At 74.9% G+C, this 24,482-nt stretch carries 22 protein-coding genes; 4 read left to right on the plus strand and 18 right to left on the minus strand.

Features of this window, described 5'->3' with window-relative positions:
- The first annotated feature begins 201 nt into the window (after positions 1–201).
- Positions 202–1,104: an alpha/beta hydrolase gene (locus AB2L27_RS07055; protein WP_370440759.1), complete on the plus strand. Its 903-nt coding sequence runs from the start codon at positions 202–204 to the stop codon at positions 1,102–1,104.
- A 6-nt stretch (positions 1,105–1,110) separates the two neighbouring features.
- Here AB2L27_RS07055 and AB2L27_RS07060 read toward each other — a convergent pair whose 3' ends face one another.
- The 3 genes from AB2L27_RS07060 to AB2L27_RS07070 are packed head-to-tail and all read right to left on the minus strand — an operon-like array spanning position 1,111 to position 4,395.
- Positions 1,111–1,953: a MurR/RpiR family transcriptional regulator gene (locus AB2L27_RS07060; RefSeq protein ID WP_370440760.1), complete on the minus strand. Its 843-nt coding sequence runs from the start codon at positions 1,951–1,953 to the stop codon at positions 1,111–1,113.
- 7 nt (positions 1,954–1,960) lie between these two features.
- Positions 1,961–3,217 (minus strand): allantoate amidohydrolase, encoded by a 1,257-nt coding sequence (locus tag AB2L27_RS07065; protein WP_370440761.1) that lies wholly within the window; start codon positions 3,215–3,217, stop codon positions 1,961–1,963.
- Positions 3,214–4,395, minus strand: a complete 1,182-nt coding sequence (locus AB2L27_RS07070; protein ID WP_370440805.1) for a pyridoxal-phosphate-dependent aminotransferase family protein — start codon at positions 4,393–4,395, stop codon at positions 3,214–3,216. Before AB2L27_RS07070 ends, AB2L27_RS07065 begins: the two co-directional genes overlap by 4 nt.
- Before the next feature lie 154 nt (positions 4,396–4,549).
- Between AB2L27_RS07070 and AB2L27_RS07075 the strand changes: the two genes are divergently transcribed.
- The gene (locus AB2L27_RS07075) at positions 4,550–5,602 is read left to right on the plus strand and encodes an acetamidase/formamidase family protein (RefSeq protein WP_370440762.1); all 1,053 of its coding nucleotides are present in this window, start codon (positions 4,550–4,552) and stop codon (positions 5,600–5,602) included.
- Positions 5,603–5,701: 99 nt separating this feature from the next.
- Here the strand turns inward: AB2L27_RS07075 and katG are convergent, their stop codons facing one another.
- The 3 genes from katG to AB2L27_RS07090 form a co-directional block, all read right to left on the minus strand.
- Entirely contained in the window at positions 5,702–7,942 is a 2,241-nt protein-coding gene (gene katG, locus AB2L27_RS07080) for a catalase/peroxidase HPI (protein ID WP_370440763.1), read from the minus strand.
- 1 nt (position 7,943) lies between these two features.
- Entirely contained in the window at positions 7,944–8,429 is a 486-nt protein-coding gene (locus AB2L27_RS07085) for a Fur family transcriptional regulator (protein ID WP_370440764.1), read from the minus strand.
- A 65-nt stretch (positions 8,430–8,494) separates the two neighbouring features.
- Complete coding sequence (locus tag AB2L27_RS07090; RefSeq protein WP_370440765.1) at positions 8,495–9,895, minus strand: aspartate aminotransferase family protein; 1,401 nt, start codon at positions 9,893–9,895, stop codon at positions 8,495–8,497.
- A gap of 160 nt (positions 9,896–10,055) precedes the next feature.
- Between AB2L27_RS07090 and AB2L27_RS07095 the strand changes: the two genes are divergently transcribed.
- A complete protein-coding gene (locus AB2L27_RS07095; RefSeq protein ID WP_370440766.1) occupies positions 10,056–11,612 on the plus strand; it encodes a helix-turn-helix domain-containing protein in 1,557 nt (518 codons plus the stop codon).
- Here the strand turns inward: AB2L27_RS07095 and allB are convergent.
- The 7 genes from allB to uraD are packed head-to-tail and all read right to left on the minus strand — an operon-like array spanning position 11,581 to position 18,787.
- A complete protein-coding gene (allB, locus tag AB2L27_RS07100) occupies positions 11,581–12,933 on the minus strand; it encodes an allantoinase AllB (RefSeq protein WP_370440806.1) in 1,353 nt (450 codons plus the stop codon). The two genes, AB2L27_RS07095 and allB, sit on opposite strands and share 32 nt — an antisense overlap.
- 37 nt (positions 12,934–12,970) lie before the next feature.
- On the minus strand, positions 12,971–15,724 hold the full coding sequence (locus AB2L27_RS07105; RefSeq protein ID WP_370440767.1) for a molybdopterin-dependent oxidoreductase: 2,754 nt from the start codon (positions 15,722–15,724) through the stop codon (positions 12,971–12,973).
- Positions 15,721–16,551, minus strand: a complete 831-nt coding sequence (locus tag AB2L27_RS07110) for an FAD binding domain-containing protein (protein ID WP_370440768.1) — start codon at positions 16,549–16,551, stop codon at positions 15,721–15,723. The genes AB2L27_RS07105 and AB2L27_RS07110 overlap by 4 nt, the downstream gene beginning before the upstream one ends.
- A gap of 11 nt (positions 16,552–16,562) precedes the next feature.
- Positions 16,563–17,048 (minus strand): nucleoside deaminase, encoded by a 486-nt coding sequence (locus AB2L27_RS07115; protein ID WP_370440807.1) that lies wholly within the window; start codon positions 17,046–17,048, stop codon positions 16,563–16,565.
- Positions 17,049–17,053: 5 nt separating this feature from the next.
- Positions 17,054–17,980 carry a factor-independent urate hydroxylase gene (pucL, locus tag AB2L27_RS07120; protein ID WP_370440769.1) on the minus strand — a complete coding sequence of 309 codons (927 nt, stop codon included), beginning with the start codon at positions 17,978–17,980 and terminating at the stop codon, positions 17,054–17,056.
- Positions 17,981–17,984: 4 nt separating this feature from the next.
- Entirely contained in the window at positions 17,985–18,302 is a 318-nt protein-coding gene (uraH, locus tag AB2L27_RS07125; protein ID WP_370440770.1) for a hydroxyisourate hydrolase, read from the minus strand.
- Positions 18,299–18,787, minus strand: coding sequence for a 2-oxo-4-hydroxy-4-carboxy-5-ureidoimidazoline decarboxylase (gene uraD, locus AB2L27_RS07130; protein WP_370440771.1), 489 nt, complete (start codon positions 18,785–18,787; stop codon positions 18,299–18,301). Before uraD ends, uraH begins: the two co-directional genes overlap by 4 nt.
- Before the next feature lie 42 nt (positions 18,788–18,829).
- Here uraD and AB2L27_RS07135 point away from each other — a divergent pair, with 42 nt between their 5' ends.
- Positions 18,830–19,399 carry a nucleotidyltransferase family protein gene (locus AB2L27_RS07135; RefSeq protein WP_370440772.1) on the plus strand — a complete coding sequence of 190 codons (570 nt, stop codon included), beginning with the start codon at positions 18,830–18,832 and terminating at the stop codon, positions 19,397–19,399.
- Between the two features lie 8 nt (positions 19,400–19,407).
- On the opposite strand, the gene AB2L27_RS07140 is transcribed toward AB2L27_RS07135, so the two are convergent.
- The 5 genes from AB2L27_RS07140 to AB2L27_RS07160 all read right to left on the minus strand — a co-directional run bounded on the left by AB2L27_RS07140 (position 19,408) and on the right by AB2L27_RS07160 (position 24,320).
- Positions 19,408–20,547 (minus strand): XdhC family protein, encoded by a 1,140-nt coding sequence (locus AB2L27_RS07140; protein ID WP_370440773.1) that lies wholly within the window; start codon positions 20,545–20,547, stop codon positions 19,408–19,410.
- On the minus strand, positions 20,540–21,421 hold the full coding sequence (locus tag AB2L27_RS07145) for an ABC transporter permease (protein WP_370440774.1): 882 nt from the start codon (positions 21,419–21,421) through the stop codon (positions 20,540–20,542). The genes AB2L27_RS07140 and AB2L27_RS07145 overlap by 8 nt, the downstream gene beginning before the upstream one ends.
- Positions 21,421–22,236, minus strand: coding sequence for an ABC transporter permease (locus tag AB2L27_RS07150; RefSeq protein ID WP_370440775.1), 816 nt, complete (start codon positions 22,234–22,236; stop codon positions 21,421–21,423). The genes AB2L27_RS07145 and AB2L27_RS07150 overlap by 1 nt, the downstream gene beginning before the upstream one ends.
- Complete coding sequence (locus tag AB2L27_RS07155) at positions 22,236–23,099, minus strand: ABC transporter ATP-binding protein (RefSeq protein ID WP_370440808.1); 864 nt, start codon at positions 23,097–23,099, stop codon at positions 22,236–22,238. Before AB2L27_RS07155 ends, AB2L27_RS07150 begins: the two co-directional genes overlap by 1 nt.
- A gap of 87 nt (positions 23,100–23,186) precedes the next feature.
- Positions 23,187–24,320, minus strand: coding sequence for an ABC transporter substrate-binding protein (locus AB2L27_RS07160; protein ID WP_370440776.1), 1,134 nt, complete (start codon positions 24,318–24,320; stop codon positions 23,187–23,189).
- Positions 24,321–24,482 lie beyond the last annotated feature (162 nt).

Here is a 24,482-nt window from a genome sequence, read left to right on the forward strand (position 1 = left end):
GCGGCGCTCCTTCGGGGAGGGGGATCGGCGACCCCCAGGCTACCGCCGCCGGAGGTGGCCCCCGTCCGCCGCCGCCCCGGGCGGGGACCACCCGGGCGCACCGTCCCCCGCAGGAGACGGTCGTGCGCGTCACGGGGAGAGCCGGTGCAGGTCGCGGCGCCGGGGTCGTGCGCGGCCCGTGGAGCGGGCAGTCTCACCGAGGTGTCCAGGACGTCACGACGTGCGCTGCTGGCCGGGACCGCGGGAGTCCTCGTGGTCGGGGGCGCTGGGGCGCTCGCGGTCGGGGACCCGCTGCGCGCCGGCCTGCGCCGTCGCCTGGGCATCGGTCAGGTCGACGTCACCGCGCCCGCGGCCGGGGCACCGGCCCCCGTCTACACCACCTCCGCCTCCACGGCCCGGGGCCGGGACGTGACGTGGGGCTGGGCGGGTCCACCCGGGCACGGCCCCCGCGACCTGCCCGTCCTGCTGACCCTGCACGGGCGCGGCGCCGACGCGCACGCCGCGTTCGAGCAGTTGGGGATGCACGAGTTCCTCGCCGCACACGTCGCCGCGGGCGGGCCACCGCTGGCCGTGGTGAGCGTCGACGGCGGCTCGACCTACTGGCACCCCCGCGCCGACGGTGACGACCCGCTCGCCATGCTGGCCACGGAACTGTGGCCGGCGCTCGCCGCCACGGGCTTCGACCTGTCGCGGTGGGCCGTGGCGGGCTGGTCGATGGGCGGGTTCGGCGCGCTGCTGCTGGCCCGGGAGGCCGCGGCGGGTCGGTTCGCCCCGGGCGGGACGCTCGTGGCCGCGGCCGCCGGCAGCCCCGCGCTCTTCGCCTCGCCCGGCGCCACCTCCGCCGGGTCCTTCGACGGCCCCGACGACTGGCACCGGTACGGCGACCTCGTCACGGCCCCGGGCACCGGTGACGGTCCGCGGGCGGTGGTGCTGTCGGTCTCGTGCGGGCGGGACGACCCCTTCCGTGAGCAGACGCAGCGGTACCGGGACGCCTGCCACCCCACCCCGGCGGGCGGGATCGGTGACGGCGCCCACACGACGGGGTACTGGCGCAGCCTCGTACCGGACTGGCTGCGCCTGGCGGGGGCCGCGCTGACCGCGTGAGCGGGCTCAGCGCACGTCGAGCTCACCGCTCTCGCCCAGGGCGGCGCTCACGGCGTTCACCCGCTCCCGGCCGGCGGCACCGCGAGCCGCCAGCACCCCCTCGGCCAGGACCGCGGCCGCCGTCATGGCGGCGGCGTAGCTGTCGAAGGCCCCGGGCCCCTCGACCGGGACCTCGAACCGGTGCGCCACCGGCACCGGCGGCGGCCCGGCCGCCGGGTCGGTGAACAGCACGCACGGCACCCCCTGCGCGTGCGCCAGCCGCAGGGCCGCGGCCGCGTGCGGGGTCCGGCGGCGGAAGGCGACGAGCACGACCGCGTCCCGCGGCCCCAGGCCGGTGAACTCCTCGGCCACCGTCTGCCCCGGCTGCGGGGCCAGCACCACGTCCGCCCGGGCCTGCAGCAGCTGCTCGCGCAGGTGCAGGGCCACCGGGAAGCTGTTGCGCCAGCCCGCGACCAGGACGCGACGGGCCCGGGCGAGGAGCCGCGTGCACGCGGTCAGGTCGACCCGGGCCAGCGCGTCGGCCGTGCGGGCCAGGTTCGCGGTGTCGTGCTCGACGTGCAGCGCCACCGGTCCCGCCGCGCTCGGGGGCAACCCCCCGGTCGGGACGCCGCGCGCCCGCGCCGAGCGCGCCGCCGTGCGCGCCTGGGCGAACGAGCCGAACCCCAGCCGCCGCACGAACCGGCTCACCGACGCCTTGGAGGCCCCGGCCGCCGCGGCCAGCTCCGCCGTCGTCCACGCCGCGAGGTCGTCGTCGGCCCGGTCCAGCAGCAGTTCGGCGATGCGGCGCTCGGCGGGGCTGAGACCGGCCCAGGCCCGTTCGATGCGCTCGCGGACCCCGTCCTCGCCCACGGCCGCCTCACCCGTCCCGGTGGGCCCGCGCCACGTCCAGGACGGCCGCCTCGAAGGCGTCCAGGCCCACCGCGACGTCGGCCAGGGTCACCCGTTCGTCCGGGGCGTGGCTCACCCCGTCCTCGCAGCGCACGAAGAGCATCGCCACGCCCGTCACGGCGGCCAGCGCCATCGCGTCGTGACCCGCCCGCGACCACAGGCGCAGCGGTTCGGCGTCCCCCGTCGCCGCGATGCCCGCGCTCACCGACCGCTGCAGCCCCTCGTCGCAGTAGACCCCGCGCGCGGAGTGGACCTCGGTCAGCTCCAGCCCCAGGCCCCGGGCCGTGCAGGCCCGCTCGGCGGCCGAACGGATCTCCTCCACCAGCGCGTCCCGGTCGGCGTCGTGCTCGTCGCGGACGTCGAGGGAGAACTCCACGAGGCCGGGCACCACGTTCACGCCGCCGGGGAAGGCCTGCAGCCGTCCGACGGTGGCGATCCCGTCGCGCTCGCGGGCCAGCCGCTCCACGGCCAGCACCACCTCACCGGCCCCGACGAGGGCGTCGCGCCGCCGCGGGTAGGGGGTGCCGCCGGCGTGCCGGGCCTGGCCCACGACCCGGCCGGTGAAGCGGCGGGCGCCCGCGATCGAGGTGACGACCCCGAGCGCGCGGTCGGCGGCCTCCAGGTGCGGGCCCTGCTCGATGTGCAGTTCCAGGTAGCCGACGAGGTCCTCGGGGCGGCGGGCGGCCTCGGCGATCCGCGCCGGGTCCAGGCCGAACGCCCGCGCCGCCTCGCGCACGGTCGTCCCGGCGGCGTCGGTGCGCTCCCACCAGTCCTCGCACCAGGACCCCGCGACGGCCGAACTGCCCATGAGCGCCGTCGCGAACCGGGTGCCCTCCTCGTCGGAGAACGCCACGACCTCCAGGGCGAAGGGCAGCTCACCGGCCCGATCGTGCAGCCGTCGCGCGACCTCGACGGCGGACAGGACCCCGAGGATCCCGTCGTAGCGGCCGGCGTCGGGCACGGTGTCCAGGTGCGACCCGAGGACCAGGGCGGGCAGGCCCGGTTCCCGCCCCTCGAAGCGGCCCCAGAGGTTGCCCGCCTGGTCGACGCGGGTCCGCAGGCCGGCGTGCGCCATCCACGTCGCGACGATCTCGTTGACCCGGGCGTGCTCGGGCGACAGGTGCACCCGCTCGATGCCGTCGGGGGAGGCGGACACGGCCGCCAGGTCGTCGCAGCGGTCCAGGACGCGCTGGGCGTCGATCGCGGTCACGGCGGTGGGGCTCACGCGTAGACCTCCTGCGCCGCGACGCACCCGGCCCCGGCCGGGACCCGGGCGCCGTGCCGGCGCAGCACCTGTTCCAGGGCTGCGAGGGTGAGGAGCACGGCGTCCTTGCGGGCGTTGTAGCCCATCGACCCGATCCGCCAGACGCGCCCGGCCAGGGGGCCGAAGCTCGTGCCGATCTCGATGCCGTAGTCGTGCAGGAGCTCGGCGCGGACGGCCTCGCCGTCCACGCCGTCCGGGACCTGCACGGCCACGACGTTGTGCATCTTGTGCGCGACGTCGCCGAACACCTCCAGGCCCAGGGCCCGGACGCCGGCGAGGACGGCCTCCCCGTGCAGGCGGTGCCGCGCGATCGAGTTCCCGATCCCCTCCTCCAGCAGGAGCCGGGCGCACTCGCGCGCGCCGTAGAGCATCGTCGTGGCCTCGGTGTGGTGGTTCAGGCGCTTCTCGCCCCAGTAGTCCAGGACCATCCCGAGGTCGAAGTAGTTCGAGCGGATCCGCGCGGGTGCGGGGGCCGCGTCCTCGTCCTCGGAACGCAGACCGGCCTCCACGCTGCGGCGGGCGTCGACGACGGCCACGGCCCGCGGCGACAGCGACAGCGGGGCGCTGCCGGAAGGACCGCCGAGGCACTTCTGCAACCCCGCCGTCGTGGCGTCGACCTCCCACGCGTCCATCTCGAACGCGTTGCCGCCCAGGGAGGCCGTGCAGTCGACGTAGAGCAGGGCGCCGTGCCGGTGGCACACCTCCCCCACGCCCTCCAGCGGCTGGTTCATCGTCGTCGACGTGTCGCCCTGGACCACCGCGACGAGGTGGGGGCGGACCTCGCGGACGGCCTGCTCGATCGCCTCGAGCGTGAACACCTCGCCCCACGGCACCTCGCGGACGTGGACCTCGGCACCGCACCGCTCGGCGATCTCGCGCAGCAGGTGCCCGAACCGGCCGAACACCGGGACCAGGACGCGGTCGCCGGGGTGGACGAGCGAGACCAGCGCCGCCTCGATCCCGGCCCGGCTCGTGCCGTCGACGAGGACGGTGGCGTCGTTGCGGGTGCGGAACACCTCGCGGTACAGCGCCTGGGTCTCGTTCATGTAGGCCGTCATGGCCGGGTCGTACTGCCCGACGAGCTGGGCGGACATGGCCCGCAGGACGCGCGGGTCGACCGTGATGGGCCCAGGGCCCATGAGCAGGCGCGGCGGGGGTGCCACGGGGGCCCCCACACCCGTCCGCAGCAGCGCCGGGTCCACCGTCGTCGTCGTCACGTCACGAACCGTCTGTTCCACGACGAAGAGTTTATGCAACGATTGTTCCATTCCGCCAGACCCCCCGGAGGCCCGCGTGACCGTCCACCTGCTCCCCTCCACGCCAGGCACCGTGCGCTGGGGGGACCTGCCCCGCGCCGGCGACCGTTCCGTCCTGACGGTCGACCCCGGCGACGTGGTCGTCGTCGACACCGTCAGCCACGAGGGGATCCTGGAGGACCAGGGCCGGGACCCGCTGGCGTTCTTCACCGCCCGCGGCATCGCCGCCGGCGCCGTCCTGCCCGACGCCGTCGAGATCGCCCGCACGGTCGCGCACGACCCGCTGCGGCAGGGCCCGCACATCGTCACCGGCCCCGTCCACGTGCGCGGCGCCCGCCCCGGCGACGTGCTGTCGGTGACGGTCGAGGAGCTCGTCCTGCGCGCCGACTTCGGCGTGGTCAGCAACCGCCACGGCCGCGGCGCCCTGCCCGGGGAGTTCCCCCGCGACGGGGGCGACGTCGTCTCGGTGCTCGCCCGCGTCGAGACCGACCCCCGCAGCGGTGCGCGGTGCGGGGCGATGCCCGTGGCGCCGGGCTCGGGGGCCCGGGTCCGGTTCCCGCTGCGCCCCTTCCTCGGCCTCGTCGGGGTCGGGACCCTCGGCCCGGAGCACCTGCACTCCGTCCCGCCGGGGATGCACGGCGGCAACCTCGACGTGTCCGTCCTCGGCGCCGGGTCGACCCTGCACCTGCCGGTGCAGGTGGACGGCGCCCTGTTCCACGCCGGTGACCCGCACTACGCCCAGGGCGACGGCGAGGTCGCGCTGACGGCGTTCGAGGCCCCGCTGCGCGCCCGCCTCCGGCTCGACCTCGTCCCCGAGGCCGCCGTCCGCGTCCGCGACGTGCTGTGGGGCGAGACCCCGGAGTTCCTCGTCCCCATCGGCCTGGACGTCGACCTCGCCGAGGCCGCCCGGCGGGCCGTGCGCACCGCCGTCGCCCTGCTCGCCGACCTCGGGATGGACCCGGCCCACGCCCTCGCGTACCTGTCCGCCGCCGGAGACTTCGCCGTCTCCCAGGTCGTCGACCGCGTCAGCGGGGTGCACGGGCTCATCCGCAAGGCCGACCTCGCCGACCTCACCGACCTCACCGACTGAGCGCCCACCGGCGCCCACCGGACCGTCGCGGACGGCAGAACACCCCGGTCCGCGCGGTGCGGGCCGGGGCGTCCTGTGGTGCAGGTGGTGCGAGGTGACTCAGCGCAGGTCGAAGCGGTCCAGCTCCATGACCTTCTGCCACGCGGCGGCGAAGTGCCGCACGAACAGCTCCTTGGCGTCCTCGGCCGAGTAGACCTCGACGATGCCGCGCAGGATGGAGTTGGAGTTGAACACCAGGTCGACGGCGGTGGCGGTGCGGGTGACGTTGCCGTCCGCGTCCAGGCCCTCGTAGACGCCCTCGCCCTCCGTGGCCGTCCGCCACTGCACGCCCAGGTCCAGGAGGTTCGTGAAGAAGTCCTGGGACAGGACGCCCGGGGTGTCGGTGAACACGCCGTGCTGCACGCCGCCGGTGTTCGCCCCCAGCACGCGCAGGCCGCCGACGAGGACGGTCATCTCCTTGGCGGTCAGGTCGAGCATCGAGGCGCGGTCCAGCAGCAGGGTCTCGGGCTGCAGCTTGCTGCCGGGGGAGATCCAGTTGCGGAACCCGTCGGCGCGCGGCTCGAGCCAGCGGAAGTTCTCGACGTCCGTCTGCTCCTGGGTGGCGTCGGTGCGACCGGGCGAGAACGGCACGGTGATCGAGACGCCGGCGTCGGCCGCCGCCTTCTCCACCGCGGCGGTCCCGCCGAGGACGATGAGGTCGGCGAGGGAGACCTTGCCGCCCGTGGCCGACTCGAACTCGCCCTTGACGCGCTCCAGCACGGGCAGCACGTCGCGCACGCCCTCGTTGACGGCCCAGCCGAGCTGCGGCTCCAGCCGCAGACGGGCACCGTTGGCGCCGCCGCGCTTGTCCGTGCTGCGGAAGGAAGCCGCCGACGACCACGCGGTGTGCACGAGCTGGGAGACGCTCAGCCCGGAGTCCAGCAGACGCTGCTTGAGGTCGGCGATCTCCGCCTCGCCCACGAGCTCGTGGTCGACGGCCGGGGTCGGGTCCTGCCAGATCAGTTCCTCGGCCGGGACGTCCGGACCCAGGTAACGGCTGCGCGGGCCCATGTCGCGGTGCAGCAGCTTGAACCAGGCACGGGCGTACTGGTCGGCGAAGTATTCGGGGTTCTCGTAGAACCGCTTCGAGATCTCGTGGTAGACGGGGTCGGCCATGAGCGCCAGGTCGCTCGTGAGCATCATGGGCGCGTTGCGCTTGCCCTCGATGTGCGCGTCGGGCACGAGGTCACCGGCGGCCGGGTCCTTCGGCTTCCACTGCTTGGCGCCGGCGGGGCTCGTGGTGAGTTCCCACTCGTGGGCGAACATCGTCTCGAAGTAGGTGTTGTCCCACTGCGTCGGCGTGGGGGTCCACGCACCCTCGAGACCGCTGGTGATGGCGTCCGCGCCCTTGCCGGTGCCGTGCTGGTTCTTCCAGCCCAGGCCGTTGCCGTGGACCGGGCAGCCCTCGGGCTCGGGGCCGACGAGCTCGGCGTTCCCGGCGCCGTGGGTCTTGCCGAACGTGTGACCACCGGCGACGAGCGCGACGGTCTCCTCGTCGTTCATGCCCATGCGGCCGAACGTCACGCGGATGTCGTGGGCCGAGCCCAGCGGGTCGGGCTGACCCTTCGGGCCCTCGGGGTTGACGTAGATGAGGCCCATGGTGACCGCGGCGAGGTTCCCCTCGTCGAGGTCGAGGGGGTTGTCCTCGGCGTAGCGCTCGTCACCGAGCCAGGTGTCCTCCGGACCCCAGAACACCTCGGTGGGCTGCCAGGAGTCGGGGCGCCCGAAGGCGAACCCGAAGGTCTTCAGGCCCATGTCGTCGTGGGCGACGTTGCCGGCCAGGACGAGCAGGTCGGCCCAGGAGATCTTCCGGCCGTACTTCTGCTTGACCGGCAGGAGCAGGCGGCGCGCCTTGTCGAGGTTGGCGTTGTCCGGCCAGCTGTTCAGCGGCGCGAAGCGCTGGCCGCCCTCGCCACCGCCACCGCGGCCGTCGGCGATGCGGTAGGTGCCCGCGGCGTGCCAGGACATGCGGATGAACAGGGGCCCGTAGTGGCCCCAGTCCGCCGGCCACCAGTCCTGGGAGGTGTGCATGACCTCGACGATGTCGTGCTTGAGGGCCTCGACGTCGAGCGAGGCGAACTCGGCGGCGTAGTCGAAGTCCTCACCCAGCGGGTCGGAGTCCTTCGACGGCTTGTTCAGCACCGACAGGTCGATCTGGTTGGGCCACCAGTCCTGGACGGTGCGGGGCCGGCCGTCGGTGGCCGGCGTCGGCGACTTGATCGCCGGGTTCTCGCTCTCGGTGGTGGACGCGGTCTGCGCCTTGTCCTGGGTCTTGTCTCGGGCGTTGTCGAGTTCGGTCACGTCACGCTTCTCTCTGCTGGAGGACGACCGGGTCTGAGGGGGCTGAGGGCTCGGTGGAGGACGCCGCGGCCGTCGCGCAGGACCGGCACCGGCCCCAGTAGATGACCTCGGCCTCGTCGACGTCGAAACCGTCGACGACCGGAGGGTGCAGGCACGGCGCCTGCGCCGTGGCGCAGTCGACGTCGCTGATGGAACCGCACACGCGGCACACCAGGTGGTGGTGGTTGTCGTGCACCCGCGCCTCGTAGCGCGCCACCGACCCCTGCGGCTGGATGCGTCGCACCAGACCGTGGTCGGTCAGGACGCGCAGCACGTCGTAGACAGCCTGGTGCGAGACGCCCTCGGCACGGGAGCGGGCGGCGGCGATGAGCGCCTCCGTGTCCCCGTGCGGCAGGGCGTGCACGGCGTCGAGGACGGCCAGGCGCGGCCGCGTGACCCGCAGACCGGCGGCGCGCAGCACCCGCTGCAGGTCCTGGGTCGATGGCACGCCGTCATCCTGACCCCTGGACTTGAACGAGTCAAGACCAGGGGGTGTCCTCCTCGTGCCGGGCGTCACACGAGCCGCATCGCCTCGGTCAGCGTCGTGCGCAGGACCTGCTCGATCTCGTCGAACTCGGCCTGACCGCACGTCAGCGGCGGCGCGACCTGGATGACCGGCTCACCGCGGTCGTCGGGGCGGCAGTACAGGCCGTTGCGGAACAGGGCCCCGGGCAGGAACCGCTTGATGAGCGTCTCGCGCTCGGCCGGCCCGAAGGTCTCCTTCGTCGCCTTGTCCTTGACCAGCTCCACGGCCCAGAAGTACCCGTCGCCGCGGACGTCGCCGACGATGTCGAGGTCCAGCAGCCTGCGCATCGTGTCCCCGAGGGCCTGCTCGTTGTCCAGGACGTTCTGGTTCAGGCCCTCGCGCTCGAAGATGTCGAGGTTGGCCAGCGACACGGCCGCGGAGACGGGGTGACCGGCGAACGTGTAGCCGTGCGGGAAGAAGTTCTCGCCCTTCAGGAAGGGTTCCATGATGCGGTCGGTGGCGATCATCGCCCCGATGGGGCCGTAGCCCGAGCTCATGCCCTTGGCGCACGTGATGATGTCGGGCTGGTAGCCGAACTTCTCCGCGGCGAACATCGTCCCGTGCCGGCCGAAGCCGCAGATCACCTCGTCGGAGACGAGCAGCACGTCGTGCCGGTCGCAGATCTCCCGCACCCGCTGGAAGTACCCCGGCGGCGGGGTGAAACAGCCGCCGGAGTTCTGCACGGGTTCGAGCACGACGGCCGCCACGGTGTCGGGCCCCTCGAAGAGGATGGCCTCCTCGATGCGGTCAGCGGCCCAGCGCCCGAACTCGACGGGATCGGTCGGCGCCCCCATCCGCTCGGCCCGGTAGACGTTCGTGTTCGGCACCCGGAACCCGCCGGGCGTCAGCGGTTCGAAGGCCTGCTTCATGGCCGGCAGCCCGGTGATGGCGAGCGCCCCCTGCGGGGTCCCGTGGTAGGCCGTCGCCCGCGAGATGACCTTGTGCTTCAAGGGCTTGCCCGTCAGCTTGAAGAACTGCTTGGCGACCTTCCAGGCGCTCTCGACGGCCTCACCGCCGCCGGTGGTGAAGAACACGCGGTTCAGGTCGCCCGGGGCGTAGCCGGCGAGGCGGTCGGCGAGTTCGATCGCGGGTTCGGTCGCGTACCCCCAGACGGGGAAGAACGCCAGGTCGCGGGCCTGCTTCGCCATGACCTCGGCGAGCTCCTCGCGGCCGTGGCCGACCTGGACGACGAACAGCCCCGAGAGGCCGTCGAGGACCTCGTGCCCCCGGTCGTCCCAGATCCGCGCCCCCCGGCCCCGCACGATGACGGGCGCCGGCTCCTGCTGGTACGTGCCCATGCGGGCGAAGTGCATCCACAGGTGGTCGCGCGCGGCCTGCGTGAGGTCGGAGGCCCCGGTCCCCACCACGGTCTGCTCGGTCACGGTCATGTCCGGTCCTCCTCGGCTGCCCTGCCCGCCTCGCGGCGCCCACCGCCCGGACGGGTGTCCGGGCGATCCTCCCACCCTGAGCCCCGCGGGCGGCCGGGAACCAGCGACGGAACGTCGGTGCCGGACCCCTGCGACCGACGCTCCGTCGTAGGCTCCGCGGGTGCTCACCGTGGCCGACGTCCTCGCCCTGCCCGTGCTCGCGGCCGGTGACCCGCAGGTCCGCACCGGTCAGGACCGGCTCGACGTCCCGGTCCGCTGGGTCCACGTCACCGAGCAGGTCGACGTCGCGGGGCTGCTGGGGGGCGGGGAACTGCTGCTGACCACCGGGATGGGCTGGGCCACCGCGGGTTTCGACGTCGTCGCCTACGTCGCCTCGCTCGTCGAGGCCGGGGTCGTCGCCGTCGTGGTGGAACCGGCCGGGCACCTCGGGCAGGTGCCCCCCGACCTCGTGCGCGCGGCCCGCGCCGCGCACCTGCCCCTGGTGGAGCTGCACCGCGTGGTCCGCTTCGTCGAGGTGACCGAGCAGGTGCACGGGCGGCTGCTGCACGAGCAGTACGCCCGGTTGCGCTTCGCCGACCGGGTGCACGCGACGTTCGCCTCCCTCGGCCTCGTGGGGACACGGGTGGCGGAGGTGCTGGACCGCACCGCCGGGCTGCTCGGCGGGCCCGTCGTCCTGGAGGACCTGGCTCACCGCGTCGTCGCGCACGTGGCGCAGCCGGTCGGGACGGCGGACCTGCTCGTGGACTGGTCCCGACGCTCCCGGCGCGACCCGCAGCCGCAGGGGTGGGTCGTCGTCCCGGCCGGTCCCCCCGGCCAGCCCTGGGGCCGGCTCGTCGCCCCCGGGCCGCACACCGCCCCCGACCCGCTGCTCGTGCTGGACCGGGCCGCCGAGGCGCTCACCGTCGTGCGGCTGCTCGCGGGCGGACCGGCCGACGGGGAGGACCTGGCCCACCGCGCCCACGACGACCTGGTCGGTGACCTCCTGAACGCGCGCCGGGACGACGAACCGGCGCTGCGGCAACGGGTGCGGGCCCTGGGGCTGAACCCGCGCACCGGGTTCGCGGCGGCCGCGGTCGTCGGGGCCGAGCGGCCGGGGGTCTCGGCGGCCCTCACCCGGACCCGGTCGGCCGGGCTGACGGGGATGGTCGGCCACGAGGCCGGGTCCGGGGTCGTCGGCGTGCTGCTCGTGGGGACGGCCCGGGTGGTGGGCACCGCGCTGGACCGGCTGGCCGCCGCGCTGCCCGAGACCGCCACGCTCGGGGCGGCCGGGCACGTCGCGGAGCTGCACGCCACCCGTGAGGGGTTCGCCGAGGCCCGGCACGTCGCCGAGGTCGCGGCCGCCTCCCCGCACCGCACGCCCGGCCGGGTCCACCGGACCACCGACCTCGGCGTGCGCGGCCTGCTGTGGCGCCTGCGCGGGGACGCCCGCCTCACCGGGTTCGCCGAGACCCAGCTCGCCCCGCTGTTCGAGACCCCCGAGGACCTGGCGCTGCTCACGGACTACCTGCAGGTCAACGGGTCGATGACGCGGCTGGCCGGGCGGCTGCACCTGTCCCGGCCCGCGGCGTACGGCCGCGTCGAGCGCCTCACCCGGCGGCTGGGCCTGGACCTGGGGGACGCCGAGGTGCGCCTGGGGCTGCACCTGGCGCTGCTCAGCCTGCCGACACCGACACCGGGACCGGCACCTACACCGGCGCGGGCACCCCGGGACGGGTGAGCAGTTCCCCCGCCGGGACCTGCGGGTCGACCGGCGCGCCGCGGCGCCACGTCGAGCGGACCACGCCGCTCAGGGTCCGCCCGGCGTACGGGGAGACGGGGTTGCGGTGCTGCAGCGCGGCCGGGTCCACGACCCACGTCTCCTCCGGGGCGAAGACGGCGAGGTCGGCGACGCACCCGGAGGCGAGGCGGCCACGGTCGCCGAGCCCGACGAGGTCGGCCGTGGCCCTCGCCATCCAGCCCACCACCGTCGCCAGCGCCACCCCGCGCTCGCGGGCGGCGGTCCACACGACGGGCAACCCGAGCTGCACCGAGGCGATGCCGCCCCAGGCCGCGCCGAAGTCGCCCTCCCCCCGCCGCTTCAGCTCCGCCGTGCACGGCGAGTGGTCCGAGACCACGCAGTCCACGGTGCCGTCGAGCAGCCCGCGCCACAGGGCGTCCTGCTCGGCCCGGCTCCGGATGGGCGGGCAGCACTTGAACGTCGTGTCCCCGTCGGGGACCTCCTCGGCGGCCAGGGCCAGGTAGTGCGGGCACGTCTCGACCGTGATGCGGGTGCCGGCGGCCTTCGCGGCGCGCACCTCGGCCAGCCCCGCCGCGGAGGACAGGTGCACGACGTGCACGCGGGCCCCGGTGAGCGCGGCGGCCTCGGCGACCGTGCGGATCGCCGAGGCCTCCGCCGACGGGGGCCGCGAGGCGAGGAAGTGCGCGAAGGACGGGCCGCCCTCGTGCGGGTCGAGCTCGTCACCGTCCTCGGCGTGCACGAGCAGCAGACCGTCGATGCGCGCGAGCTCGGTCAGCGCCTCCCGCAGGCCCGCTGCGTCCAGCGGGGGGAACTCCGGGACACCGGAGTCCAGCAGGAAGCACTTCACCCCGAACACGCCCGCCGCGTGCAGCGGGGCGAGCTGGTCGGTGTTCCCAGGGACCGCGCCACCCCAGAACCCCACGTCGACCACGCACTGCCCCTGCGCCGCAGCGCGCTTGGCGGCCAGGGCGTCGGGGTCGACGGTGGCGGGGATGCTGTTGAGGGGCATGTCGACGATGGTCGTGACCCCGCCGGCCGCGGCGGCCCGCGTCGCGGAGGCGAACCCCTCCCACTCCGTGCGGCCGGGTTCGTTGACGTGCACGTGCGGGTCCACCAGACCGGGCAGCAGCACCTCGTCGGCCCCCAGCACGACCTCGCGGGCCGCGGGGGAACCCCAGTCGTGGTCCCGGTCGCGCACGGCGACGATCCGGCCGCCCGCGATCCCCAGCGACACCGCCCGTTCGGTCCCGTCCACCACGGCGCGCCCGGCGCGCACCACCAGGTCCAGTTCGACGCCCATCTCCAGGTCCACCTCCAGGTCCATCTCCAGGTCCGCGTCAGCCACGGGTCGTTCCCTCCTCGTCGTCTCGAACAGCTCGCCACACCCGGTCCGCGGACATCGGCAGCGCGCGGAACCGCACCCCGACGGCGTCCCGGACGGCGTTCGCCAGGGCCGCGGCGACGGGGTTGTACGGCGCCTCGCTCATCGACTTCGCCCCCAGCGGCCCGACCGCGTCGCAGGTGCCGGCGAACAGCACCTCGGTGTCGGGGACGTCGTCGAGGCGGGGCACGTAGTACTCGCGCAACGACCCCGTCGGGCTGGACCCGTCGGGGTCGACGCGGACCTCCTCGAACAGGGCCGACCCGAGCGCCTGGGCGACACCGCCTTCGACCTGGCCGCGCAACTGACCGGGGTTCAGCACCGTGCCGGCGTCCACGGCCTGCACCGACCGCAGGACGCGGACGAGCCCGGTCCCCGGGTCGACCGCCACCCGGAAACCCTGGACGGTGAACGCGACCGACCGCACCGCGGCGTCGTCACCGGCCTCGGCCGACGGTGCGGAACCGCTGCGGCGCACCGCCTCCGCGTGGACGGCCGCCAGGGGGACCCGCGCGTCCCCGGCCACCGCCTCGCCCGGGCGCAGCTCCACCGCCGCGACCTCGACCCCGAGCAGACCCGCGGCGACGGTGCGGACCTGGCCCGCCACGTCCCGGCACGCCAGGTGCAGCGCCTTGCCCGCCACGACCGACCCGGCCGAGCCGAACGCGCCGGTGTCGTGCCGGACGGCGTCGGTGTCGCTCTGGCGCAGGTGGATCCGCTCCACGCTCGTGCCCAGGGCCGTCACCGCGAGCTGGTGGTGGACGGTCGTGGTGCCGTTGCCGAACTCCGCGGTGCCCACGTCCAGGTCCCAGTCCCCGTCGGCGCGCAGGCTCACGCGGGCGTCGGCGAAGTGCCCGCGCGGGGGCGTCGTGGCGATCATCGCCAGCGCCATCCCCTGCCCCGTCCGCCACGCCGGGCCGGGCGCGGCCTCGCCCGCGTCGCGGGCCAGGGCGTCCTGCACGAGGTCCAGGCACTGGTCCAGACCGTAGCTGCCGTAGCGCAACCCGTCGTCGCCCTCGGAACCGTCGGCCGGCAGCGAGGTCGCCACGAACGGGTCCCCCGGCACGACGACGTTGCGCCGGCGCAGGTCGAACGGGTCCATCCCGAGCTCGCGGGCGAGATCGTCGAGCGCGGACTCCAGCGCGAACACCACCTGCCCGAGGCCGTACCCGCGGAACGCCCCGGACGGCACGGTGTTCGTGTAGACGGCCCGGGCGTCCACGCGCTTGGTCGCGCAGCGGTACGTCGCCACGCTCTCGTGGCAGGAGTGGAACATGACCCCGGGCGAGTGGTTGCCGTACGCGCCCGCGTCGGACAGGACGTCCACGGCCAGCGCCGTGAGGGTCCCGTCGCGACGGGCCCCCAGGCGCACCCCCACCCGGAAGGGGTGCCGGGTCGGCAGGTGCCGCAGCGTGTCCTCGCGCGTGGTCTCGTGCACGACGGGCCGGCCCAGGCGCAGGACCGCCAGCCCCACGAGGTCCTCGACGAGCATCTCCTGCTTGCCGCCGAAACCCCCGCCGACGCGGGCGGTCAGCACGCGCACCCGGTCCCGCCCCAGGCCCAGGACGCGCGCCAGCTCGTCGCGGACGAGGAACGGCACCTGGGTGCTGCTGCGCACGACGAGCCGGCCGTCCTCGTCGGGCCACCCGACCGCGGCGTGCGTCTCCAGGGCCACGTGCGAGACGCGCTGGGTCCGCCACGTCCCCGACACCGTGACGTCGGCCGCGGCCAGGGCGGCCTCGACGTCGCCGACCCCGCCGTGCAGCTCCGCGACGAGGTTGCGCCGGGGGTCGGCGATGCGCGACGTCGCGGCGTCCTTGTCGCCGTGCACGAGGGGCGCGCCGGGTTCCAGGGCGGCCACGGGGTCCAGCACCGCGGGCAGCACCTCGTACTCCACGACGAGGCGGCGCACCCCCTCCTGCGCGGTCGCCGGGTCGTCGGCGACGACCGCAGCCACCCGCTGGCCGTGGTGCCGCAGCACCGGGTCCAGGACGAGCGTGTCGTCGGGGTCGTCCAGGCGGTTCTCGTGCCGGCCGGTGGAGAACAGGGTGGCGGGGGCGTCCTCGTGGGTCAGGACGAGCCGCACCCCCGGCAGGGCCCGCGCGGCCGCGGTGTCGACGCGCCGGACGCGGGCGTGCGCGTGCGGGCTGCGCAGGACGGCCAGGTGCAGGGTGCCCGGCGGCAGCTCGTCGAGGGTGAAGGGTTCGGTGCCGGTGACGATCCGGCGCGCCGCCGGGGCCGCGACCGTGCGCCCCACGGCCCCCGTCGCGGCGGCCTTGTCCACCGTCGTGCCGGTCACCGCCTCGCGGATCGCGCGGTACCCCGTGCAGCGGCACAGGTTCCCCTTGAGGTGCTCGGCCAGGTCCTCGTGCTGGTCGGGCGTCAGCGCCGAGGCCGTGACGACCATCCCCGCGGTGCAGAACCCGCACTGGAACCCCGCGGCGTCGACGAACCGCTGCTGGACGTCGCTGAGCTCCTCCGGGGTCCCCAGGCCCGCGACCGTCGTCACCTCCCGTCCGCCCGCCCGCAGCGCCGGGTACAGGCAGGAGTGCACCGGGGCCGCGTCGACGAGCACGGTGCACGCGCCGCAGTCCCCGGAGTCGCACCCCTTCTTGACCTCCACGTGCGCGTGCTCGCGCAACAGCGTCCGCAGGCACTGCCCCGGCCGGGGTTCGACCTCGGCCGGGGTCCCGTTCACGGTGAGCTTCACGACGGTCCCCCGCTCAGTTCCCGCGCGACGTCCGCCGCGAACCGCACCGTCGTCGCGCGCCGCCAGTCCGGGGCCCCGTGCACGTCGTCGACCCAGCGACCGGCCACGACCTCCTCGACGTCGGCGGCGACCCGCGCCGGGGCCGGGACCTCGCGGTAGCGCAGCACGTGCGGGCGCGGGGTGGAGGCGGTGACGGCCAGGACGAAACCCCCGCCGGGGTCGCGGCGGCCCACGACGAGGGTCGCCGACCGGCCGAGCCGGGCCAGGGAGGCCCGGCGGAACGCGGTGGTCCCGTGCAGGGCCGCCGCGGGCAGGTGCAGCGAGCGCAGCACCTCCCCCGGGGCCAGGGCGGTCCGCCGGTCCCCCGTCACGAACTCCTCCACCGCCAGCCGCCGCACCCCGCCGTCGGCGGCCCACAGCTCGGCGACCCCGTCGAGGGCGACGGCCAGGGACGTCACCGCACCGGCGGGCAGGGCGGCGCAGACGTTCCCGCCGACCGTCGCCACCGACCGCACCTTGAACGAGGCCAGCAGCGCGCGCACGCACTGCCGCACCAGCGGTCGCGCCCGCCACTCGGACCGGAACGGCACGGACTCCAGCGTCCCCACGGGGCAGGTCGCGGCCAGGTCGATCCCCGCGTCGGAGACGGCGAAGGGTTCCCAGCCCAGCGTCGTGAGGTCGACGAGGGTGCGCAGGTGAGGTTGCGGGACCGAGAACAGCCACGTCCCCCCGGCGACCACGGCCGTCGCCGGGTTCCCGTCGTGGGCGCGCCGCAGCGCGGCGGCGTCGGTGACGGGCAGGAACTCCCGCACGGTGGTCAGGTCCACGCCGGCACCCCTCAGTAGTCGATCCGCGCGGCGCTCGCGAGCCAGGCGTCGAACGGGGCGGGCGAGCCTGCGTTCGGCTGCTGCTGCACGGGCACGGACCACTCGGTGCGCGGGGTGTCGAACACCTCGTAGAAGGCGCGGTCGTCGAACCCGCCGCGCGCGGCGTCGTGCCGGTCGGCGGCGTACAGCACCCGGTCCACCCGGGCCCACAACGACGACGCCAGGCACATGGGGCACGGTTCGCAACTGGAGTACAGCGTCGTCCCCGCCAGGCTGAACGTGCCCAGCGCGGTGCACGCCGCGCGGATCGCCTGGACCTCCGCGTGCGCGGTGGGGTCGTTCTGCGCCGTCACGCGGTTCACCCCCGTCGCCACGACGAACCCGTCGCGGACGACGACGGCGCCGAACGGCCCGCCGCCGGCGGCCACGTTCTCCACGGCCAGCCGGACCGCGTGGTCGAGGTGGTCGGCGTCGGTGCGCCGGGCGGTCAGGTCCACGGCGCTCACCGCTCCCACGCCAGCGGGGCGGCCGGGGCGTCCTCGTCCGCGACGACGGCCTGGATGAGCCCGTAGGGCCGGTCGTCGGCGTGGAACACCTCACCGGCGTTCTCGACGCCGAACCGCTGCAGGTCGTAGAGGAAGTGGTGCTTGTTCGGCGCCGCCAGCCGCACCTCGACGACCCCGGGCACGGACTCCACCGCGGCCCTGCCCATGTGCCACAACGTCTGCTGCAGCGCCAGGGAGTGCACTGTGGCGAACTGCGCGACGAGCACCGCGCGCACCGCGTCGTGGGCGGCGTCGAAGTCGAAACCGTCGGTGAGGCAGGTCGCGTCGTAGCGCCACTGCGCGACCAGCGAGGTGGCCATGACGCGGTCCTGCGCCGGTTCCAGCGTCGTGTACCCGTCGACGAGGAAACCCTCGAACGCGGACCCGGTGGACTTCAGCAGCGTGAGGTCCTTCAGGCCCGCCACGACGTGGGTCTGCCGGTCGGGTCCGTCGCCGGAGACGGTGACCGCCGCGGTCCGCACCTCGCCGCCGGCGCGCACCCACGTGTGGTCGTGCCCGCGGCCGCCGACGACGGCGCGTTCCCAGCGGTAGGAGTCCACGTCGATGCGCGCTCCCGTCACCGGACCGGTCTCCTCGACGAAGTGCCGGGCGAGGTCGAGGGCGTAGGCCTCGACCGCGACGATCCCCTTCGCCATCCCCTGCCCGGCAGGGCCCTCCTTGGCGAACGCGTAGATCGTGTTCTTCTGCGAGTCGGTCGGCAGGACCTTGCCCTGGTCCCCGGACAGGTAGGCGTCGGCGAAGTCCCCGCGCAGCGTCGAGGTGACGTTCAGGTCGACGATCTCGTGCCGCGGGGTGTCGCGCTGGAACCGCACGACGCGGTTCTCCGCCTTCCCGTACTGGTGACCCGCCAGGACGACGGCCATGTTCTCAGCTCCCTCGGTAGGTGGAGTAGGCGAAGGGGGACAGCAGGAGGGGGACGTGCAGGTGCCCCTCCCCGGTGGCGGTGAAGGCGACCACCACCTCGGGGTGGAACGTCTCGCGGCCGGCCGCGGCGAACCACTCCCCCGTGGCGAACCGCACCCGGTACGTCCCCGGAGCCAGGTCCTCGGCGAGGCGGGCCCGGCCGTCGGCGTCCGTCCGGCCGGAGGTGAGGAGTGCCCCGCCGGCGTCCGTCACCGCCAGCCCGACCCCGGAGGCGGGGGTTCCCGTGACGGCGTCCAGGACGTGGGTGGACAGGCTGGTCACGGGGCCTGCTCCAGCAACCGGCGCAACCGCAGGTCGGTGATGGCGGCCAGTTCCCGGCGCAGCACCCGCCGCTCCGTGGCCGGGTCGTTGCCCAGCCGGGCCTGGAGCAGGTCGAGGAGTTCGGCCGCGCTGCGGCCGGAGGCGAACACCAGGTACACGTGGCCGAAGCGCTCCTCGTAGCGGCGGTTCCCCTCGGCCAGGCGGCGCAGCACGTCCTCGTCGGCGGACAGGGCGCCGGCCTGCTCCCGGCGGGAGGTGGCGCTGTCGCTGCGCTCCCCGATGCGCGGGTGCGCGGCGAGAGCGACGTCGACGTCCTCCTCGGGTGTCACCGCGAGTTCGCGGGCCGCGGTCTCCCGCAACGCCTCGACCGATGCGAACGGGCGCGCGGCGGTGACCCGCACGGCCCAGGCGGGGGCGTCGCAGCAGGTGCGCAGGAGTTCCTCGCACCGCGGGGCGTCGAGCGCCTGGAGTTCCGTGAGCTGCACTGTCGTCCCGTCGTCGTGGTTCCGGTGTGCTGTGCTGGCCCCGTGCGCGTGACGGGGGTGGTGCTGGCGGCCGGGGCGGGCCGGCGGATGGGGACGCCCAAGGGGTTGCTGCGCCACCCCGACGGGACGTCGTGGGCCGCGGCGGCCGCCGGTCTGCTGACCGCCGCGGGGTGTGAGCCCGTGCTCGTCACCGTGGGCGCGCAGGCCGACCGCGTCCGCGCCACGCTCCCGCCGGGGGTGCGGGCGGTGGAGGTGCCGGACTGGTCGCGCGGTCCGGGGGCCGGGATGGCCCGGGTGCTGGCCGAGCCCGCGGTCCGGGCCGGTGACGCCGTCCTGCTGCTGCTCGTCGACCTGCCGCACGTCGACCTCGCCGGGGTGCGCACGGTGCTCGCGCACGCCCGCCCCGGTGCCCTCGTGCGGGCGGTGGACCGCGGCCGGCCGGGGCACCCGGTCCTGCTGGGACGCGACCACCTCGACGCCGCCGCCGCGGCCTGCGCGGGCGGTGCCGGGCTGCGGGGGTTCCTGGCCGGGACGGACGTCGTCGCGGTCCCCGTCGCGGGCGCCGTCGACGACGTGGACGTGCCGGGTGACCTGCCGCAGGACCTGCCCTGAACCCGCCGTCACGCGCAGACCCCCGCGACCACGGCGGCGAACTGCTCGTGGTGGATGCGCCCGCGCGTCTCGCGCAAAGGCCGTCCCGTGCCCCCGCCGCGGGCGGCGACGACCTCCGCCGCGATGGACACGGCGGTCTCCTCCGGGGTGCGGGCCCCGAGGTCCAGGCCCACGGGTGAGCGCAGCCGCGCCAGGTCGTCCTCGGTGACACCGACCTCCCGCAACCGCTCCAGCCGGTCCGCGTGGGTGCGGCGCGACCCCATCGCCCCCACGAGCCCCGCCCGGCCGCGCAGGGCGACCTGCAGCAGCGGCACGTCGAACTTCGGGTCGTGGGTCAGGACGGTCAGCACCGTCGAGGCGTCGACGGTGGTCCGCTCCAGGTACCGGTGCGGCCAGTCGACGACGACCTCGTGGGCGTCGGGGAACCGCGCGGCCGTCGCGAACGCCGGGCGGGCGTCGCACAGGGTGACGTGGAACCCGAGGAACGCCGCGAGGCGGGTCAGGGCCGCGGCGACGTCGACGGCTCCGACCACGATCCAGCGCGGGGCGGGGGCGAACACCTCCACCAGCACCTCCAGGTCGTCGGCGCGCTGCCCGCCGTCCGCGCCGAGGCGGACGAGACCGGAGGTCCCGGCGCGCAGCCGGCCGCGGGCCGCGTCGAGGACCGCGGCGTCCAGGCGGGCCGAGCCGAGGGACCCGCTGTGCCGCACCGCGTCCAGCACCACCTGCCGGGCGGGACCGGGGGTCAGCGCGGTGGCGACCGCCACCGGCCGCCGGTCGGCCACGGCCGTCAGCACCTCCCCCAGGACGTCCCCGTCGGCGAGGGCGACGTGCACCTCGATCGTCCCGCCGCACGTCAACCCCGGGGCGAAGGGGTCGTCCCGGGCCGTCCCGTACACGGCCCGCCGGGCCCGGCCGTCGGCCAGCACCTCGCCGGCGAGCTCGTGGACGGCGGACTCCACGCAGCCACCGGAGACGCTGCCGAGGACCTCACCGGGGGTGCCGTCGGGTCCGGCGACCAGGGCCAGGCACGCGCCCACCGCCCGCGGGGCGGACCCGTCGGTGCGCACGACCGCGGCCACGGCCACCCGACGTCCCCGCCGCAGCCGGTCGTGCACCGCACCCAGGACGGCTGCTCCCTCAGCCACGGCCGCGCCCCGATCCGGCCGCCGGGCCCCAGGTCGCGAGCACGAGCGTCTCGACGATGCTGACGAGGGTGTAGAGCAGGATCGAGGTGAACGTGACGACGACGACGATCGACCAGACGAGGTTGTACTGGACCTGGCTGTTGGCCCGGAAGATCTCCGCGCCCATCCCCGTCCCGGAGAACAACCACTCGTAGAGCATCGCTCCGATGACCGCGCCCGGCACCGAGATGCGCAACGCCGCGAACAGGTTCGGCAGCGCGCTGGGGATCGCCACCTTGCGCAGGGCCGTCCACGTCGTACCGCCGTTGACGCGCACGACGTCGACCGCCTGCGGCGAGGCCGACCGCAACCCGGTGGCGACGTTGACGAGCACGGGGAAGAACACGACGACCCCGCCGATGGCGGCCTGCCCGCCGAGGCCGCGTCCGAAGACGATCCCGATGAGCGGGGCCATCGCGACCAGCGGCACCGAACGCAGCAGCATGGCCAGGGGCATGAAGACGAACTCCAGCGGCCGGAACACCGTGAAGGCGGCGGCGACCGCGACGGCGGCCACCACGCCGGTGACGAAACCCGTGACGGAGTCGGTGAGCGTGATGAGCAGGGCGTCCAGGATCGCGGCCCGGTTCTCCGCGGCCCGCGGGGCGCTCGCGAGGTAGGCGTAGACGTCCAGGGGCCGCTTGCCAACGAAGGCGTCCACGTCGAACAGGGCGAGCAGCGCGTACCAGGCGGCGACGAGCACGACGGCCGAGACGACGAGGGTGAGGACGGAGGCGCCGACGCGCCGGCCGACGGCGACGGCCAGGGACGCGCCGCTGCGGTTCTCGTGGACCTCGCCCGCGGGGCGGGCCGGGGCCGGGGCGGTGGTGGCCATCAGAGGTCCCCTCCCTTCACACCGGTCGACGACCACGGGGTCACGAGCCGGGCCAGCAGTCCGATGAGCAGGTACCCGGCGCCGGCGACGGCGCCGCTGAGCAGGGCCAGCCCCCAGATCTGGGCGTACTGCAGGTTCGTCTGAGCAGCGACGATCATGATGCCGAGGCCGGAGTCGACACCGCCGAAGTACTCCCCGAGCACGGCGCCGAGGAACGCGGCCGGCGCGGCCAGCTTGAGGGCGGCGAAGACGTCGGGCAGGGCGGCGATGAGCCGCACCTTGACCAGGGCCGTCCAGCGGCTGCCGCCGTAGGCGTGCACGACGTCGAGGGCGGAACGATCCGCGGCCCGCAGGCCCAGCAGGCACCCGACGACGGAGGTGAAGACGACGCTCATCGCGGCGAGGAACACCGACGTGATGCGCGAGCCCGGCGGGGACACGATGAGGACGATGGGCCCGATCGCCGTCAGCGGGATGCAGTAGGAGATGACGGCGACCTGGTTCGCCGCCCCCTCCAGCGGCGGGACGAGCAGGACGACCACCGCGATGGCGATCGCGACGAGGTTCCCCCACACCCAGCCCTGCGCGGCCGAGGCGGTGGTGATCGAGAGGTTGTCCCAGTAGGTGGCGAACCCGTTCTCCTGGAGCTGCTGCAGCACCGCCCACGGGGTCGGGACGATGCCCCCGGCGGAGGAGAAGACCCCGACCAGGCTCCACGCGGCCACGACGAGCACCGCACCGGTGACGCCTCCGACCCACGGGGGGAGGTCGCGCAGGGACCGTCCTGCGGGCCCGCCGACCGCCGCGGGAGCCATCAGTGGTCCTCCCCTGACCCCTGCGCGCCCACGCGCCCGCCGCCGAAGAGGATCTCCGAGAGCCGGTCGTGGTAGGCGTGGAACTCCGGTGTGCGCATCATCTCCGGTGTCCGCGGCCGCGGCAGGTCGATCTCGACGACCTCCACGACCCGGCCCGGACGGGGGCTCATGACGGCGACGACGTCGGACAGGAAGATCGCCTCCCCGATGCCGTGCGTCACCATGAGCGTCGTGGCCGGCTTCTCGGTCCAAATGCGCAGGAGCTCCACGTTCAGCCGCTGCCGCGTCATGTCGTCCAGGGCCCCGAACGGCTCGTCGAGCAGCATGACGCTGGGCTGCACGACGAGGCAGCGGGCGATGGACACGCGCTGGCGCATCCCGCCGGAGAGCTGGGCCGGCTTGGCCTTCTCGAAACCCGTGAGCCCCACCAGCCCGATGAGGTCCTCGACCAGCCCCGGTTCGGGCCGGACCCCGGCGACCTCCAGGGGCAGCCGGATGTTCTGCGCGACCGTCCGCCAGGGCAGCAGCGCCGAGTCCTGGAAGGCGACGCCCAGCTCGTGCCCGCGTTGCAGTTCCCGGGTGGTCCGGCCGTTGACGAGGGCCTGCCCGTCCGTCGGCGTCTCCAGCCCGGCAAGGATCCGCAGGATCGTCGACTTCCCGCAGCCCGAGGGGCCCAGCAGGGACAGGAACGTGTCCTTGCGGGTGCCCAGGTCGGTCTGCTCCAGGGCCAGCACGCTCTTGCGGCCCAGGTCGAACCGCTTGGTCAGCCCCCGCAGGTTGAAGCCGGTGGCCGCCGCGGGGTGCCGGCCGGGGTCGGTGGTCGCGGCCGGCGGGCCGGGGGCCCGGGTCGTGGACACCGTCAGCGCGGGCGGGGCGGCCAGGTCGGTGGGAGGTTCCTGGGGCACGGGTCAGCCTTCCGGGAGCGGGACGGGGCGGGGCCGGGCGAGGCGTCAGCCGGTGATCAGGTCGGGGTTCTCCTCGTACACCTCCGCCAGCAGGGACAGGTCGAAGAGGTCGTCCGCCGCGATGGTCGTGCCCATCTGGGCCAGGGCCTCGATGTTCTCCCCGATGAGGTCGTCGGTCATCGTGAACAGCCCGTTGGCCCGGGTGTCCTCGGACACGATCAGCTCGTTCTGCGCCTCGGCCTCCTTCGTCTGCTCCTCCAGGTCGAGGTTCTGGTCCTTGCCGTAGGTGGTGACGGCCAGTTCGGCCGCCCCCCGCGGGTCGGCGACGGCGTCGTTCCAGCCACGGATCTCGGCCACGAGGAACGCCTTGAGGAGGTCCCGCTGGTCGTCGACGGTCGACTGCAGGACGGTGAACGTCTCGGCGACGACGGGCAGGCCGTTGTCGGCGAACCCGAGGGTCACCGGGACGATGGGCTGGCCGTCGACCTCGCGGGCGGCGAGCAGGATCGGCTCGTTGGTGAGGTAGGCCATGAACGCGTCGACCTCCCGGGAGACGACGACCGAGGGGTCGTACTGCACCGGGACGATCTCGAAGGAGTCCTTGTCGACGCCGTTGGCCTCGCAGAACCCGTCGAAGATCGTCTCGTTGCCGCCGGTCTGGACGCCGATCCGCTTGCCGGCCAGGTCGGCGACGGTGCGGACGGGCCGGCCCTGCTCCATGGAGACGAGGCAGAACGGGTTCTTCTGGAAGGTCGCCCCGATGATCTTCAACGGTGCCTGCTCGTTGACGATCGCCGGCGCGGTCAGGGTCGGGGCGGACAGGCCGACGTGCGCCTTGCGCGAGAGGACCATGGCCTCGGCCGCCGTCCCGGCGCTGCCGCCGGCCAGGAGGTTGACCGTGGAGAACCCGGCCTCGCCGTAGTAGCCCCGGCTGTCGGCGAAGTACTCCCCCGCGAACTCGATGTTCTTGATCCAGGACAGCTGGACGGTCAGCTCGCCGAAACCCTCGGAGCCGGCCGCCGCCGACCCGGTCGAGGACTCGGCCTCGTCCCCGCCGCAGGCCGCGAGCGTGCCGAGACCGGCCGCACCGAGGAGACCGAGACCGGAGCCGCGCAGGAACGCGCGGCGCTGCAGGGCAGCGGCCCGGCCGGCGGGACGCGGGCGAGGGAGGAGGTTCATGCGCAGCTCCGGGGGTGAGGGACCGTCGAGTCGAGCGGACGGCCGGGGAACGGGTCGACCGCGGCGGGAGGCGGCCTGCCCAGGTACTGAAGCACCCGCGCGCGGCGCTCTCGTCACGTCCGTGTGAACCCCGTGTTACGGGACCCCGGGCGTGTGACGTTC

The organism is Kineococcus halophytocola (genome assembly GCF_041276425.1).
Taxonomy (GTDB): Bacteria; Actinomycetota; Actinomycetes; order Actinomycetales; family Kineococcaceae; genus Kineococcus; species Kineococcus halophytocola.